Source organism: Parvimonas micra, assembly GCF_037482165.1.
Taxonomy (GTDB): domain Bacteria; phylum Bacillota; class Clostridia; order Tissierellales; family Peptoniphilaceae; genus Parvimonas.
On the sequence record NZ_CP148048.1, the window covers coordinates 845,420 to 862,363 of the forward strand.

Below are 16,944 nucleotides of genomic sequence, written 5' to 3' on the forward strand. Positions count from 1 at the left end.
TGTCCCTATGTTTATTTTTTCCCATAATTTTACAATCTTTATGTTATGATTATACTATTATTTAATAAAAAATGCAACAAAAAAATAATAAAATTTTATAATTTTAAGTTGTAATTATACTATTCATACAATGATTGATCTGTTAAAATTAAAGGTCCATCTTTTGTAATAACAAAAGTATGTTCATATTGACAAGAAAGTCCACCATCAATTGTTCTAGCAGTCCAGCCATCATCATCAATTGTACATCTCCAGTCACCTGTATTAATCATAGGTTCAACTGTTATTACCATACCTTCAACAAGTCTAACACCTTTTGTTGCAGTAATATAATGAGGAACTTGTGGATCCTCGTGCATTTCAACACCAATTCCATGTCCACAAAAATCTCTGACTATTGAATATCCTTTGGGCTCAACATAATTTTGAATAGCCTTTCCTATATCAACAATTCTATTTCCTATTATTGCTGCATTAATACCCTTATACATAGCCTCTTTTGTTACTTCCATAAGATTTTTAACTTCATCTGAAACTTCACCAACAGCATAACTCCAAGCACTATCTGATAAATATCCATTTAGATCTACAACCATATCTACAGTTATCAAATCACCAGATTTTAATACTTGTTTGCTTGGAAATCCATGACAAATTACGTCGTTAACAGAAGTACATGTTGCATAAGGATATCCGTGATATCCTATTTGTTTAGGCTTTGCTCCATGTTTTAACATAAAATCATGACAAAATTTATCTATTTCTAAAGTTGTAATACCAGGTTTTATGATATCTCTCAAACCAATATGAATTTTTGACAGAATTTCCCCTGATTTTTTCATACCTTCTATTTCATGTTTACTTTTTATTGTTATCATAATTATCTCCTTGTTTTTATAAACTATATATAATTTTTAGTAAATACAAATTTTATATAAATATAAACATTTATATTTCACAACAAAAAGACATACCAAAAAGTATGCCTTTATTTATTAATCTTCTAATTTTATATATGGAACACCTGCTGAAGATGGTCCTTTTGATTTTCCTACAAAGAAAATGAGTACTAATAATGTACTAATATATGGTACCATTGGCAAAATTGATTCAGGAATATTAATATTCAAACTTGGTAATAAAATTGCTAATTCTTGAGCTGCTCCAAAGAATAAACATGCTCCCAAAACACCATATGGTTTCCATTTTCCAAAAATAACTGCTACTAATGCTATAAAACCATGTCCAGAAACTAAAGACTGTGAAAAATTTGATACAGTAGCTAAACTCATAGTTGCGCCGCCAAAACCAGCTAACAATCCAGATATTATTACAGCAAAATATCTATATAAATAAACATTTACATTTAGAGTTTCTGCAGCTTTAGGATGTTCTCCTACTGCGATTAATCTTAACCCAAATTTAGTTTTATATAAGTAAATTGACATTAATATAACTAAAGCTATAGCTACATAAGTTGTAACATATTGTCCTAGAATTTTATCTATAAAATCAATACCTGTTAAATTATCAAAGATTTTTAACATTTTTCCTTCACCTTCGGCAACAGGAATAGTTTGTTTTGCTCCATCAAACAAAAGTGAACATATAAATAAAGCCACACCAGGTCCAATAAAGTTAATAGCAATACCAGAAACAACTTGATCCGCCCCAAATGTTATACTAACAATTGCGTGGATAAGCGCTACTAGAGATGCTGCGATACCTCCTGCTAAAAATCCTAATAATGCACTTTTTGTAAAATATCCTACTGCAGCGCCTGCAAAAGCACCTATAGTCATCATGCCTTCTAATCCGATATTTGTAACACCTGCTTTTTCAGTAAACATTCCACCTAAAGCAGTAAATAATAATGGAGTAGCAAATAATAATGTATCAGATATAAATAAAGCTATTTTTAATAAACTCATTACTTTTTACCTCCAACTTTCTTAAATTTACTTGAAATGATTTTTATAACTAAAGGCATCGAAATAAATAAAACAATTATACCTATAATAATTTGTACAATTTCATAAGGAACTCCAAGTAGTTGTTGAACCCTAAATCCACCTCTTTTTAAAACACTAAAAAAGAAACCGGAAAATATTGATCCAATAGGATGACTGTTAGCTAAAAGAGCAACAGACATAGCATCAAAACCATTACCTTCAGCTACAGTTAATCTTGCAACATTTCCTGCAAACCCTAAAACTTTTACAGCTCCTGCAACCGCACATAGTGCACCTGATAATCCCATTGATAATACAAGATTCTTACCAACGTTTATACCACCAAATTCTGCAGCATTTGGATTTAATCCAACTGCTTTTAGTTCATATCCTTTTGATGTTTGATTTAATAAATAATAAACTAAAAATGCTAAAATAATTGCCAATATAATTCCAAAATTTATATCAGCAGAAAAGAAATCTTTTACGAAGGGAATAGAAGAATTTCTTAATCCTTGAAACATTTTTATACTTGCTGTAGATTGTATATCGTTTGAAGTTTGTCCTGTTTCATTATAAAACTTTCCAAATGTCACTACTAAATTTGAAAAATATAAAGCTATCCAATTTAACATAATTGTTGTAATTACTTCATGAACACCAAACTTTGATTTAATCCAACCTGCAAATCCACCCCAAGCCATTCCTGCTAAAGCAGCTAATATAATACAAACTATTGGATGAATAATTGGAGGTAATTTTAAAAAGTAGCCAAAAAATGCAGCTGTTAAAGAACCAATTATAAATTGGCCTTCGGCTCCGATATTAAAGGCTCCAGTTTTAAATGCTAGCGAAACTCCAATACTTCCTATGATTAATGGAACTGCGTCAACTAATGTCCTAGCAAAAAATTTTGGTCTTGAAAAAGTAGTTTCTATCATTATTTTATAATAATTAATAGGATTAAATCCAGCTATCATAATAACTATAGATCCTACAACAAATCCAATTAATACAGAGAATAAAAGTAATAATATTTTTTTTCTACTGTTCATTACTAATAACACCTCCCGCCATCATAAGTCCTAATTCATTTTCGTTAGCATCTTTTGCTAATTTTTCCCCAACAATATTACCTTTATAGATAACAGCTATTCTATCAGATAAATCCATTACTTCGTCTAATTCAAAGGAAATTAATAATACAGCTTTTCCTTTATCACGTTGTTCTACAATATATTTATGGATTATTTCAATAGCTCCAACATCTAGTCCTCTCGTAGGTTGTGCAGCTATCAACAAATCAGGATTATTATCAATTTCTCTTGCTAAGATTACTTTTTGTTGATTTCCACCAGAAAGTCCTCTAGCTGTAGCATGAATATCATTTGGTCTTATATCAAATTTATCAATCATTTTTTGTGTATATGATTCTATCTCTTTAAAATTTAATATACCTTTTTTAGAAAAAGGAGCTTTACCTCTTTTTTCTAAAATCATATTTTCTGATACTGAAAAATCTAATACTAAACCATGTTTATGTCTATCCTCAGGAATTGTACTAATTCCACTTTCAATAATTTCATAAACTGATTTATTAGTTATATCTTTACCTAGGATAGTAATATTTCCAGACTCAACTTTTCTAAGGCCTGTAATAGCTTCAATAAGTTCTGATTGACCATTTCCATCAACTCCAGCAATACCTAAAATCTCACCTTTTCTTACATTTAGGCTCAATCCTTTTAAAGCTGGTAAATATCTATTATTAAGAACATTAATATCTTTGATATCTAATACAACTTCACCTATTTCGTTATCTTTCTTATTTACACTAAAACTAACTTCTCTACCAACCATTTTTTCTGCTAACTCTTTTTGTGATGAGTCAGCAACAGTAACTTTATCAATAAACTTTCCACGACGAATAATAGTACAATAATCTGCCATTTTTTTTATTTCATCTAATTTATGTGTAATTATTATGATAGACTTTCCTTCATTCCTTAAATTATTACAGATATTAATAAATTCTTCAATTTCTTGTGGAGTTAATACCGCTGTAGGTTCATCAAAAATAATTATTTCAGCACCTTTATATAGTGCTTTTAAAATTTCAACTTTTTGTTGAGATCCAACTGTAATATCTTGAATTTTTTCATCTAAGTCTATATTGAATCCATATTTTTCAATTATAGAAAGTACTTTTTTACGTGATTTATCAAGATCAATAATTAAGCCTTTAGTATCCTCAGTTCCTAATACAATATTTTGAATAACACTAAATGGTTCTATCAACATAAAATGTTGATGAACCATACCAATACCATTCTCAACGGCTATTTTTGGTGTCATATTTGTATATCGTTTGGAATTAATAAAAATTTCTCCAGAATTTGGTGAATATAACCCATAAAGTATATTCATTAAGGTCGTTTTCCCAGCACCATTTTCTCCCAAAAGAGCATGTATTTCTCCCTTTTTTAATTCAAAGTCTACTTCATCTAAAACTTTATTTTTCCCAAAAATTTTAGTGATGCCTTTCATAACTACTATGCTGTCATTAGTTTTGCAATCAGACAAGTCAAAGCCCTCCTCTAAATTGTTTGTATTTTTTATACCATTACTAAATATTATACAATAAAAACTATCTTAATACAAGAAATAAAAATGTAAATTTCATAAAAAAGTATATAAAATTTACTATTATTTTAATAGCATTTTAACAATTATTTGAACTAATCAACAAATACAGACCCATATTTCTCACCATTAATCTTAATTAAACAATTGTTTGATGTTTCATTAATAATAATACTTTCTAATAATTTATAATTTTCTTTTTTAATTAATAAATTGATTTTTACTTTTTCCAGATACTTTATATTTAGCATATCTAAACCTAAATTTTTTATAATGTTCTCAATTTTCCCCCAATAAACATAGTCTAATACAATATCCAAATCATAAAAAAGCTCTTTTTTAACAATTTTTGACTCTTCTAGTACCCCAACTATTGATTTTGTATATGCTCTAACAAGGCCACCTGCGCCTAATAAAATACCACCAAAATATCTTGTAGAAACTACTAAACAATTAGTTAAATCTTTTTTTCGGAGCACTTCAAGCATTGGAATTCCCGCAGTTCCTGATGGCTCACCATCATCTGAATATTTTTGTATTAACTTATCCACTCCAATAATATATGCAAAACAATTATGCGTAGCATCTTTATATTTCTCTCTTATTTTTAAAATATATTTTTCAGCCTCATCAACACTTTCTATATAGAAAGAATGGCCAATAAACTCTGATTTATTAATAATGAAACTATACGATTGATTACTATGAATGCTTAAAAATGCTTCGTTATTTTTCATTTACTTCATATCCTTTATATATTAAATAATCTTCTGGTTTTAAAAAGACTTCCAAAAAACAGCCATTTGCAATGTGCTCAATAAATTTCGGTGAATAATTATTTAAAATATTACTCAAAATTTTCTGACTATCATAAGGAATTAACAGCCTTGTTTTTACTAATGATGAAAATAGTTTTTTCTCAATTTCGTTTAAAAGTACAATAATATCTTCATCACTTTTTGCACTAATAAAAACTTTATCTTCAATATTTGCATATTCTAATTTAATATTTTCATCAGTTATTTTATCTACTTTATTGAAAACATAAATTAATTTTTTATCATTACATTCAAGTTTTTTTATCATATCATTTGTTATTTTTATTTGTTCATCAACATTTCTATTTGAGATATCAATAACATGTAAAATTAAATCAGAGTATTTTATTTCTTCAAGTGTTCCTTTAAAACTTTCAACTAAATTATGTGGAATATCAGAAACAAAACCTACAGTATCTACATACATTACTTTTGAACCATTTAAAAGTAATCCTTCTCGCACAAATGTATCTAATGTAGCAAACAACATATCCTTAACAAAAACTTCTTTAATTTCAGAATTTTCATTTTTTCCATATGAAATTAACTTATTTATTAAAGTTGACTTCCCAGCATTTGTATATCCAACAAGAGAAATAATTGGTTCTATTGAATTAATTCTCTTTTTTCTAATTTCATTTCTATTTTTCTCAATCTCTTTAAGTTGCAAAGTGATATTTGATATTTCTCTATTTATAGTTCTTCTATCCAATTCAATTTGTTGTTCGCCAATTCCTTTACCACCAATTCCCCCTTGCTGTCTAGAAAAGCCACTTCTAAGTGCGGATAATCTTGGTAATGTATATTTTAGTTTTGCAAGTTTAACTTGAAGTTTAGCCTCTTTCGTTCTTGCTCTTTCGCTAAAAATATCTAAAATTAAATTAGTCCTGTCAATAACCCTAATACCTATAATTTCTTCGAGGTTTTTTACTTGAGAGCCTGTCAATTCATTATTAAAAACTACAAATTCAGCATCCAATTTTTCGCAATAGTCTTTAATTTCATTTACTTTTCCTTTCCCAACGTAAAAAGCCTTATCGATATATGGCTTATTTTGAGTCAAACTTAAAACTACTTCTCCATCTAAAGCTTCAACTAATTTTTCTAATTCATTAACTTTATCTTCTAAAGTTTTTTCATCCATATCTATATTTACAGTAACTGTAATAACTTTTTTATTCATAAGAACTCCTTAATTAATACTAAATTTAATTGTATCATAAATTAATATATAAAAACAAATAAGAATCCCACCCTTCCACGATGCTTTGAATCGGGTGGGTTCCCGGGAACCTTGTTGTTTCACAATAAAAAAGCACACTGAAAAGAGTGCACTTACTTAAAATATTTTACTTTCATTTTCAAAGAAGAAAACTTCTCCAAATTTTCTATTTAATTCTGTTGATATGGTCAGAGCAAGTCTTACATCTGGAATAAAACTACCATTTTCTATTGAAACTATCATTTCAGTTGAAACACCTATTAAAATAGCTAATTCTCTTTGAGAAAGTTCATTTTCAACTCTAAATTTTTCAACATTATTCTTTTCAGATAATTTTCTATTCATAAGATCACCCCTTTTTTAGTAAAACTAAAAATATAATTTTAATTACAAGTTATATTATATTTTTATTCTATCATTAAAAGCTTTAAAAGTCAATTTATTAATGTATATCTTAATTATATTTTGTAATATTATTTAATTTATATTTAAAAAGATTTTTATAAAACATAAAATATGATATAATGTATTTGAATAAATTATATAAATTTTTTTAATAGGAGGAGATATATGAATTTAAAAGAAAATTCTTTGGAAAAAAGCAAAAATATAGCTAATGAACTACGAATTGCATTAGAAGAAAAAAACATTTTTCATTTAAGAGATATAATTTACGACACGAATGAAGTAACTCTTGCAAATATTTTTGAAGAATATTTTGATATAAAAGAAATTCTATTTATGTTTAAAGTTATAAAAAAAGAAAAAACTGCTGAAATTTTTGCTTATCTTCCTCAAAATATGAAGCAACAAGTAATAAATGGTCTACAAGATCATGAAATAAAAGTTATGTTGGACTATATGTTTACAGATGATATAAGTGATTTTTTAGAAGAACTTCCAGCAAATATTGTTAAAAGAGTCCTAAACTCAGCTTCTAATCAAAGAAGAAGTGAAATTAATATGATTTTAAACTTCAAAGAAAATAGTGCTGGTTCTGTAATGAGTACTGATTATGTTGAACTTGATCCAGAGATTACAGCTGATGAAGCACTAAAAATGATCAAAGATAAAGAGAGACTTGCTGAAACTATTTCTTATTGTTATATAACTAATGATCAACATATACTTTTAGGCTTTGTTTCAATGAAAAGTATATTACTTGCTTCTTCAAATACTCTAATTTCTGATATTATGGAAACAGATGTTATATCTGTAGAATGTGACGAAGATCAAGAAGAAGTAGCAAAAATATTTACTAAATATGATTTATTGGTACTTCCTATTGTAAATGATCAACATAGGTTAATTGGGATTATAACTATTGATGATGTATATGATATTATTCAAGAAGAAGTTACAGAAGACTTACAAAAAATGGGTGGTATTACACCAATAGAAGGATCTTATATAAATATGTCTATAATTGAAATGGTAAAAAGTAGAATAACTTGGCTTTTAATACTTATGATTTCTGCAACAGTATCTGGATTTATTCTTGCTAAAAATACCGACTTAACTTTAAAATTTCCTTCTTTAGTAATTTTTATTCCAATGCTTATGGATACTGCGGGAAATGCTGGAAGTCAATCTAGTGCGATGGTCGTTAGAGGTATTGCTGTAGACAATTTAAGTATTAGTGATTTTAAATATGTAATAAAAACAGAATTTTTAAATTCCTTGATTTTAGGTGCAATATTGTTTACTGTAAATATGTTGAGAATTTTAATTTTTATGCCAAATATTTCTATTTCTATAGCAATCTTAATTTCAGGAACGATTTATATAATTATAACTATTGCAAATTTAATTGGTGGAATTTTACCATTGTTGGCAAGTACTCTTAAACAAGATCCCGCTTCTATGAGTGGACCAATTTTGACTACCGTTTGTGATGCAATATCACTTACTGTATATTTTGCTCTTGCTTCTTTGTTTTTAGGAGGTGGAATTTATGGAATATAACTTTTTAGAATATAGTAAAGAACAATTATCTTCTCTACTTCCTGAATTAATAAAAGAGAAAAAAGTATTATTAATAAGAGAAATTTTTGATGAATATAATATAGTTGATTTAAGTGAAATATTTAGTGAATTAGAACTTGATGAAGCGATTTTTGTTTTTAAAATTTTACCAAAGGATATTTCCGCTGAGTTATTTACTTATTTAGATCCACTACATCAAGAAAGATTAATTTCAGCTCTATCATCTATGGAAGTAAAAGGCATTTTAGATAATATGTTTAGTGATGATATAATAGATTTTCTTGAAGAAATGCCCGCTAATGTTATTAAATATATTTTAGATAATGTACCATCAGAGCACCGAAAAGAGATTAATACTCTTTTAAGTTATGAAGAAAATACAGCTGGGTCAGTAATGAGTACTGACTTTGTTGAACTTTTTGAAGAAGATACAGTTGAAGAAGCAATAAAAAAAATAAAAGAACAAGCTGAAATTGCGGAAACTGTAAATGTCTGCTTTGTTATAGATAAAAGAAGAGTTTTAGTTGGCATAGTAAATTTACGAGATATTATTATTGCAAAAAATGATAAATTGATATCAGAAATAATGGATAAAAATATTCACTATGTTTATACAAATACAGACCAAGAAGAAGTTGCTTATTTATTAAGTAAATATGACCTAACAACTATTTGTGTATTAAATGACCAAAATTGCTTAATTGGAATTGTCACTGCTGATGATGTTTTGGACATTTTAAATGAAGAAGCAACCGAAGATATCCATAAAATGAGTGGTATTGTTCCTACTGATGGATCTTACTTAAAAACAGGAATTAAGGAAATGGTAAAATCAAGAATATCCTGGCTTTTAATTTTAATGATTTCTGCAACTTTTACAGGATATATTTTACAATATTTTGAAGATAAACTTAGTACATTAGCCATCTTATCAGCATCAATTCCTATTATAATGTCAACTGCTGGTAATGCTGGAGCACAAAGTTCAACTATGGTAATTAGAGGAATAGCTGTAGATGATTTAAACATTAAAGATTTTTTTATTGTTCTAAAAAAAGAATTATCTGTTGGGCTACTTTGTGGATTAATATTATTTATTACTAATTTTATTAGATTATATATTTTTGGATCTAAAAGTACAACTTTTGCAATAAGTTTTGTTGTTAGTCTTACCATAGCAATTTCGCTAATTTCTGCAAATTTAGCGGGTGGAGTACTTCCATTAATTGCAAAAAAACTTAAAATGGACCCAGCAAGTGCCGCTGCACCTCTTATAACAACTATTGTAGACGCAACTAGTTTAATAATATATTTTATGCTAGCTATAGCTATTTTAAAAATTTAGTATTTGATATTAAAAAGTGTAGATGAAATAATAAAACATCTACACTTTTTAGTTAACATTTATATAAATTTTTTAACTATAAATTAACACAATACATAACGACCTTTCCTAAAATGCTAAATTCATCATCTTTTGAAAACTTAAAATCTGTAAATGAATGATAAGTAGAACAAGGCCTAAAAATTATATCTTCCCCATCTCTGAAAAATAACTTTAAACTATATTCCCCATTTTCAGAAAAGACTACAATATCTTCATCTTCTAAATTATAAATAGGATAATTTAGTTTAACCGCAATGTAACTTCCATTTGGTATCACTTTATTCATACTCTCTCCATTAACATGCATTATGAGAATATCATCGTCATTTGCATAAGGTCCCATAACTGAATCACTTATTTCTATCTTCTCAAGTTCAACATCATAATTAGGACCATCAGGCAATCCTGCAGAAACCCCATAAGGTAAATAATTATATACTGATGCCTTTGTTGAATTAGGAGAATTTGAATAGTGCTCCCATCCTAAAATTTCTATTGGACTTGAATTATAGATTTCTGCTAACTTCAATAATCTATCTATCGGAATATTTGTTATTATATCATTTTCATACTTAAATAAATTTTGTTTACTTGTGCCAATAAGTTCTCCTGCATCTTGTAGTGTAAGATTAGCTTTTTGTCTAAGTTCTTTTAATCTTTCTCCTGTTGTCATACTATCACCTCTACTATTCTACAATAATTATACAACAAAATAACTTAAAAAGCAATTTATTTTATATTTTTTTAAATTTTTCTTAAAAAGTATCTTGACAAGTTATTTTTTGTGTTGTATAATAAAAGTAACTTAAAAAGTGATTTATTAATTGGAGGAAAGAATTATGCAAAAAAGAAAAAATAGAAATCCAGAGTTTAATACTCTAGAAATGCTTAAATTACTGTTAACTTTTACAACTTTCACTTTATCATGTTTTTTTATGATAATGTATGGAGTAACTGGAAAGTTGATTTAATATAAATTATAAATTATTAAGGAATAATTTTACATTCTATTAAAAGTTGAGTAATACTGGATTAAAAAACATCTTATATTGAGATGTTTTTTTATTTTTGATATAATTTAATTATAAAAATTTGTTAGGAGTATTTTATGAATAATTATGATATTATTTTAGCTAGTAATTCACAAAGGAGAAAAGAGCTTTTAAAATTCATATATAAAGAATTCAAAGTAATTCCTGCTAATATTGATGAGAGAAATTTAGAACATCAGTTTTTAAGTAGGACATCTAAAGATAACAAGTCAAAATTTAGCAAATTATGTGATATACTATCTTTTGAAAAATGTAAAGATGTAGCTAAAGATTACAAGAGTGCTTTAATTATTTCAGCAGATACAATTGTTTATGATGATATGTATTTGTTTGGAAAGCCAAACAATTATGAAGAAGCAAAATATATGTTAGAATATTTATCTGGAAAAGAACATATCGTCCAAACCTCAGTTACAATATACTTTAATAATACTTTCTCAACATTTTTAGAAAAAAGTTATGTATCATTTTATGACTTGGACGAAATTCAAAAAGAAACAATTGAATCATACATTAAAAATGAAAATCCATATGATAAAGCTGGTGGATATGGAATACAAGATGGTGCTAGTCTTTTAATAAAACATATAAATGGTGATTATTTTAATATTGTTGGGCTTCCTATTTCAAAATTAAATAGAAAATTATTAGAAATCGTATCGCAAAAAATCTAGTGAATAAACACTAGATTTTTTACTTTTTATATTATATTTTTCGATCACAGATATCATCATTAGGATTATAGAATATATTTCTCATTTTTAAGAGTTTTCCATTTTCTTGTGGAATAAATTCTCCTATTCCAATAAAAATATTATCACAGTATATTTTAAATATTCCTTCTTGTTCAATATTAAATATTTTTCTAAGCCCATTTGAAATATGCTTAAAATATTTTTTATCAAAATTTATGCTTTCATATTCAAAAACATCTTCTATCTTAATCAATGAATTTTTTAATTGCATATCATCAAAATTTTTAAGTCGTTCTAATGATAAAGCATTTTCAATTGAAAATATTCCATATTTACTTCTACAAAGAGAACTCATATAAGCAAAATTATCTGTATCTGATGCAATGTCATTAAACAACGTGCGGATATATGTTCCTTTTGAGCAGTTTACTTCAAAACGTATTTTATTATCATAAAAATTTAGAATTATAAGAGAATAAATTTCAGCCTCTCTTTTTCTCTTTCTACTTCAATTCCTAATCTTGCATATTCATATAATCTTTTTCCATCTTTTTTTAAAGCAGAAAACATTGGTGGTGTTTGCAAAATTGTTTTGTTATCATATCTTTTTATAACTGCAAAAAACTGATTTTTATCTAAATTTATTTCTTTAGAATTAAGACTTTCACCCCAAATATCCAAAGTATCAGTTTCAATTCCCAGAGTCATTTCTCCAACATAACATTTCCCCATACTTTGAATATATTCAACAATCTTTGTAGCATTACCAATAGCTATGGGTAAAACACCTGTTGCATTTGGATCAAGTGTACCGGCATGTCCGACCTTTTTGGTCTTATATATTTTTCTAACAATATTTACTACATCCCTACTTGTAAATCCTTTTGGTTTATAGACATTTATTATACCATTAAAACTCATTAGGATACTCGCTTTTTAATTTTTCTAAAAATAAATTAACAACTGTATTAAAATCTCCATCTATAATACAACCAGCTGCTCTTGTGTGCCCTCCACCGTTAAAATGACTACATACCTTAGAAACATCTACAAACTCTTTACTTCTTATGCTACCTTTAAATAAATTTTCTTTCATTTCTTTAAATAGAATAGAAACTTCAAATCCATTAATATCTCTATAATAATTTACAACATCATCAACCATATCCATTGTTAAATCGGTACCTTCAAAATCAGATTCGAACATTCCTATTACTGCAACTTTATTGTCAAAATATAATTTCGCTCTATTTATTAATTTATTTTTTAGCATTTCAACTTCAAAAATATTATTTTGATAAAGTTTTTTATAAATATAGTCTTTATCTGCACCTAAATCATAAAGATTAGCACATACTCTTAAAGTAGAAGAGGTAGATGATTCATATAGAAATCTATATGTATCAGTATTAATTCCTACTAATAGAGCATTCGCTATATTTTTTGAAATTTTAAAATCAAATTCTTTGAATAAATTATAAACTATTTCACAAGTTGAACTCATATTAGGAAATACATAGTTTAAGTCTCCAAAATAATCATTAGTCTTATGATGATCTATATTTATAGTTTTTTTAGCTCTTTTTCTAAAAAGTTCACCAATATCTCCAGGTCTATCTATCTCACCACAGTCCACATAAATTAATAAATCTAAATCTTGTTCTTCAGTTTCTATAATATTATCAATAGTATCAAGAAATAACAAGTTTTTTGGAAAATCATCTACTTTTATTCCAAATATATTTTTCTCCAAATTCTCTCTTATTCCAAGTATTACAGATATTGTAGAGCCTATATTATCTCCATCAGGATTTTTGTGAGAAATAACTCCAATATTTTCAGATGATTTAATTAAGTTTAAAATTTCTTCAGTGCTATTGTTCTTCTTCATCAACATTACCATATAATTCTCTCTTTTCTCTATCCTCTTTTGAAACTTTTATTATTAATTCATTCATTAAAGCTGCTTTTTCAAAAGATTCATCCAACTTGAAAATTAATTTTGGAGTGTGTCTTAAATCTAAAGCATCTGCAATTCTTTTTTTCATATATCCAGTTGCACTTTCTAAACCCTTCATAATTTTATCTTTAGTTTTTTCATCTCCAAAAATACCTATGCTAACGTAACAAATATCTAAATCATTTGTTACGCTAACCTTTGTTATATTTGTTATTGATGGATTTATTCTATTATCTTTAATTCCATTATATATAGCATCTGATAAAACTCTATTAATTTCAGATTCTATTCTCCCAAGTCTTTTTGTATTCATAAAAAACCTCTATCTTTCAACTTCCTTGTCAATATAAGCTTCAATTATATCAGTTTCTTTTAAATCATTATAATTTGCTATTCCCAATCCGCCTTCATATCCAGTTAAAAGTTCTTTTGCATCGTCTTTAAATCTTTTCAATGAACTAATTTCTCCTTCATGTAAGATTATTCCATCTCTAAGAAGTCTTACTTTTGAATTTCTAGTAACTTTACCATTTAATACATAAACTCCAGCTACAGTACCTATTCCTGGAACTTTAAATGTTGCTCTAACTTCAGCTCTACCAATTACTTCTTCAACAAAAGTAGGAGCCAACATTCCTTTTACAGCTAATTTAATATCTTCGATTGCATCATATATTACTCTATATGTTCTGACATCAACATTTTCATGTCTAGATAAGTCGATTGCTCCTTGTGAAGGTCTAACATTAAATCCAATTATTATAGCATTACTTGCAGCAGCTAACATTACATCAGATTCATTGATTCCTCCAACAGCACCGTGGATTATATTAACTTTAACTTCTTCATTACTCAATTTTTCTAAAGAATTTTTAACTGCGTCAACAGTTCCTCTTACATCAGTTTTAACAATTATTTTAATTTCTTTTAAATTACCATCTTGAATCTTATCAAATAAATCATCAAGTGAAACTTTACTTCCTGAAGCAATCATATTTTCTTTTTGAACATTTATAATTCTTTGGGCATAACCTCTTGCTGTTTTTTCATCTTTAACTGCATAAATAAAGCTTCCTGCTTCTGGTACTTCTGAAAGACCTAAAATAACAGCTGGCATTGAAGGTGTAGCCTTCTTAATTTTCTTTCCTTTATCATCAAACATAGCTCTAATTCTTCCTGTAGAAGTTCCTGAAATAACTATATCTCCAGAATTTAAAGTACCCTTTTGTACTAAAATTGTCGCTACTGGCCCTCTTCCTTTATCAAGCTGTGCTTCAATTACAGTTCCAATAGCCATTCTATTTGGATTTGCTTTTAATTCTTCAACTTCAGCAACCATTAACACCATTTCTAATAATTCATCAATTCCTTCTCCAGTTTTAGCTGATACTGGCATAGTGATTACATCTCCACCCCAATCTTCAGGTAATAATCCATTATCTGCAAGTTCGGTCTTTACTCTTTCAGGATTAGCTCCTTCTTTATCTATTTTATTAATAGCTACTATAATTGGAACTCCTGCATCTTTTGAATGGTTAATTGCTTCAATAGTTTGAGGCATAACACCATCGTCTGCAGCAACTACAAGAATAGAAATATCGGTAACTTTTGCTCCTCTAGAACGCATTGCTGTAAATGCTTCGTGTCCAGGAGTATCTAAAAATACAATTTTATTATTATTTATATTTACGGTATACGCTCCAATATGTTGAGTAATGCCACCAGCTTCTTGAGTTGTAACTTTAGACTTTCTAATATAATCTAATAAAGAAGTTTTACCATGGTCAACATGACCCATTACTGTTACAACAGGAGGTCTTGTTACCAAATCTTCTTTTTTATCTTCATAATCTAATGATAAAATTTCATTTTCTTCTGTAATTTCAGGTGTTTCTAATACAACTGTTTTTCCAAACTCTTCTGCAATCAAACTTGCACAGTCAAAATCAATTTCTTGATTAAGCCCAGCCATTATACCTAAAGCAATTAGCTTTGAAATAACTTGAGAACTACTAACTCCTAAACTTTCAGAAAAATCTTTAACTGTAATACTTTCAGGAATTTTAATTTCTCCAACATTTTCTACCTTGTTTTCAAATTCTAAGTCACTATCACTTTTAGTTTTATGGTTTGCTTTATTCTTCTTTTTAGTAGGTTTTAAAATAAGATTAGGATTTCTATCTTCTCTCATTTTATGTTCATTTAATGACTTATTTTTTTTATTTTTTTCTTGACCTTGTAAATGTGTTTTTCTAGCATCTCTCTTTTCTATTGCTGGATCTACCTCTACAACATCATCTAAAAACTCTCTATTCCTATCGTCGAATTTTTTTCCAAAATCTTTTTTATCCTTACTAAAGTTTCTATTGTCTTTATTGTATCCATCTCTTTTATCTTTATTATAAGGTCTATTATCTTTATTGAAATTTTGCTTTTTATCCTTATTATAAGCATCTTTCTTGTCCTTACCAAAATTTCTATTATCTTTATTATAAGATTCTTTTTTATCTTTATTAAATGACTTACTATCTTTATTGAAATTTTGCTTTTTATCCTTATTATAAGCATCTTTCTTGTCCTTACCAAAATTTCTATTATCTTTATTATAAGATTCTTTTTTATCTTTATTAAATGTCCTATTATCTTTATTATAACCGTCTTTTGAACTTCCATTATCTTTATTCAAGTTATCTTTTTTATCTTTATTTACAGTATTTTTCTTTTCATCAGATTTGTTTTCACCTTTAACAGGATTCTTTTCATCTTTCTTATTTTTTTCTGCTTCAATTTTTCTAAAATGTCCAATTACAATCTCTAAATCTTTTCCTTCAAGAATAGACATGTGACTTTTCACTTCTACCCCTAAACTACTAATTATATTAATTAATTCCTTGCTTTGAAGATTTAAACCTTTTGCAAGTTCATGTACTCTAACTTTACTCATACTAGCACCCCTTTGCTATTTAATAGAATCTACATATTTTTTTAGTTCTTCATAAAATTCACTACTTATTTCTGATTCTAATGCAATATTCAATCTCTTGTTTTTCTTAGCTTTATCAACACATTTACTTGAAATACAAATATAAGCACCTCTACCGTTTTTCTTTCCGGTTATGTCTAATAAAACACCTTCTTCTTTGTTATTCACAATTCTAATTAACTCTTTTTTTTCTTTTTGCTCTCCACAGGCAACACATTTTCTCATAGGAATTTTTTTTGTTTTCAT

18 protein-coding genes are annotated in these 16,944 nt (G+C 27.2%); 4 read left to right on the plus strand and 14 right to left on the minus strand.

Features of this window, described 5'->3' with window-relative positions:
• Positions 1 to 119 precede the first annotated feature (119 nt).
• From map to WFJ11_RS04120, 7 genes are all read right to left on the minus strand, one after another.
• Positions 120 to 878: a type I methionyl aminopeptidase gene (gene map / locus WFJ11_RS04090; protein WP_009372256.1), complete on the minus strand. Its 759-nt coding sequence runs from the start codon at positions 876 to 878 to the stop codon at positions 120 to 122.
• 117 nt (positions 879 to 995) lie between these two features.
• Entirely contained in the window at positions 996 to 1,931 is a 936-nt protein-coding gene (locus tag WFJ11_RS04095; protein WP_293439615.1) for an ABC transporter permease, read from the minus strand.
• Positions 1,931 to 3,007 (minus strand): ABC transporter permease, encoded by a 1,077-nt coding sequence (locus WFJ11_RS04100; protein WP_293439613.1) that lies wholly within the window; start codon positions 3,005 to 3,007, stop codon positions 1,931 to 1,933. The genes WFJ11_RS04095 and WFJ11_RS04100 overlap by 1 nt, the downstream gene beginning before the upstream one ends.
• Positions 2,997 to 4,535: an ABC transporter ATP-binding protein gene (locus WFJ11_RS04105; protein ID WP_009372597.1), complete on the minus strand. Its 1,539-nt coding sequence runs from the start codon at positions 4,533 to 4,535 to the stop codon at positions 2,997 to 2,999. The genes WFJ11_RS04100 and WFJ11_RS04105 overlap by 11 nt, the downstream gene beginning before the upstream one ends.
• A 155-nt stretch (positions 4,536 to 4,690) precedes the next feature.
• Positions 4,691 to 5,332 carry a YigZ family protein gene (locus WFJ11_RS04110; protein ID WP_293439611.1) on the minus strand — a complete coding sequence of 214 codons (642 nt, stop codon included), beginning with the start codon at positions 5,330 to 5,332 and terminating at the stop codon, positions 4,691 to 4,693.
• Entirely contained in the window at positions 5,322 to 6,596 is a 1,275-nt protein-coding gene (hflX, locus tag WFJ11_RS04115; RefSeq protein ID WP_338816937.1) for a GTPase HflX, read from the minus strand. The genes WFJ11_RS04110 and hflX overlap by 11 nt, the downstream gene beginning before the upstream one ends.
• A gap of 156 nt (positions 6,597 to 6,752) precedes the next feature.
• A complete protein-coding gene (locus WFJ11_RS04120; RefSeq protein ID WP_293441436.1) occupies positions 6,753 to 6,980 on the minus strand; it encodes a helix-turn-helix transcriptional regulator in 228 nt (75 codons plus the stop codon).
• A gap of 225 nt (positions 6,981 to 7,205) precedes the next feature.
• Here WFJ11_RS04120 and mgtE (WFJ11_RS04125) point away from each other — a divergent pair, with 225 nt between their 5' ends.
• Positions 7,206 to 8,600: a magnesium transporter gene (gene mgtE, locus WFJ11_RS04125; RefSeq protein ID WP_338816938.1), complete on the plus strand. Its 1,395-nt coding sequence runs from the start codon at positions 7,206 to 7,208 to the stop codon at positions 8,598 to 8,600.
• Positions 8,590 to 9,966: a magnesium transporter gene (gene mgtE / locus WFJ11_RS04130; protein ID WP_338816939.1), complete on the plus strand. Its 1,377-nt coding sequence runs from the start codon at positions 8,590 to 8,592 to the stop codon at positions 9,964 to 9,966. The genes mgtE (WFJ11_RS04125) and mgtE (WFJ11_RS04130) overlap by 11 nt, the downstream gene beginning before the upstream one ends.
• Positions 9,967 to 10,042: 76 nt before the next feature.
• On the opposite strand, the gene WFJ11_RS04135 is transcribed toward mgtE (WFJ11_RS04130), so the two are convergent.
• Positions 10,043 to 10,681: an XRE family transcriptional regulator gene (locus WFJ11_RS04135; protein WP_009372567.1), complete on the minus strand. Its 639-nt coding sequence runs from the start codon at positions 10,679 to 10,681 to the stop codon at positions 10,043 to 10,045.
• Positions 10,682 to 10,847: 166 nt separating this feature from the next.
• On the opposite strand from WFJ11_RS04135, the gene WFJ11_RS04140 reads away from it, so the two are divergent.
• Positions 10,848 to 10,979 carry a hypothetical protein gene (locus WFJ11_RS04140; protein ID WP_293439972.1) on the plus strand — a complete coding sequence of 44 codons (132 nt, stop codon included), beginning with the start codon at positions 10,848 to 10,850 and terminating at the stop codon, positions 10,977 to 10,979.
• A 137-nt stretch (positions 10,980 to 11,116) separates the two neighbouring features.
• Entirely contained in the window at positions 11,117 to 11,734 is a 618-nt protein-coding gene (locus WFJ11_RS04145; RefSeq protein WP_293439974.1) for a Maf family protein, read from the plus strand.
• A gap of 31 nt (positions 11,735 to 11,765) precedes the next feature.
• On the opposite strand, the gene WFJ11_RS04150 is transcribed toward WFJ11_RS04145, so the two are convergent.
• The 6 genes from WFJ11_RS04150 to rnpM all read right to left on the minus strand — a co-directional run bounded on the left by WFJ11_RS04150 (position 11,766) and on the right by rnpM (position 16,944).
• Positions 11,766 to 12,152 carry a hypothetical protein gene (locus WFJ11_RS04150; protein WP_338816940.1) on the minus strand — a complete coding sequence of 129 codons (387 nt, stop codon included), beginning with the start codon at positions 12,150 to 12,152 and terminating at the stop codon, positions 11,766 to 11,768.
• 68 nt (positions 12,153 to 12,220) lie between these two features.
• A complete protein-coding gene (truB, locus tag WFJ11_RS04155) occupies positions 12,221 to 12,676 on the minus strand; it encodes a tRNA pseudouridine(55) synthase TruB (RefSeq protein ID WP_338816941.1) in 456 nt (151 codons plus the stop codon).
• A complete protein-coding gene (locus tag WFJ11_RS04160; protein ID WP_293439978.1) occupies positions 12,666 to 13,658 on the minus strand; it encodes a DHH family phosphoesterase in 993 nt (330 codons plus the stop codon). The genes truB and WFJ11_RS04160 overlap by 11 nt, the downstream gene beginning before the upstream one ends.
• Complete coding sequence (gene rbfA / locus WFJ11_RS04165; RefSeq protein WP_338816942.1) at positions 13,630 to 14,028, minus strand: 30S ribosome-binding factor RbfA; 399 nt, start codon at positions 14,026 to 14,028, stop codon at positions 13,630 to 13,632. Before rbfA ends, WFJ11_RS04160 begins: the two co-directional genes overlap by 29 nt.
• Before the next feature lie 9 nt (positions 14,029 to 14,037).
• The gene (infB, locus tag WFJ11_RS04170) at positions 14,038 to 16,659 is read right to left on the minus strand and encodes a translation initiation factor IF-2 (protein ID WP_338816943.1); all 2,622 of its coding nucleotides are present in this window, start codon (positions 16,657 to 16,659) and stop codon (positions 14,038 to 14,040) included.
• A 15-nt stretch (positions 16,660 to 16,674) separates the two neighbouring features.
• Positions 16,675 to 16,944, minus strand: coding sequence for an RNase P modulator RnpM (rnpM, locus tag WFJ11_RS04175; protein ID WP_293439982.1), 270 nt, complete (start codon positions 16,942 to 16,944; stop codon positions 16,675 to 16,677).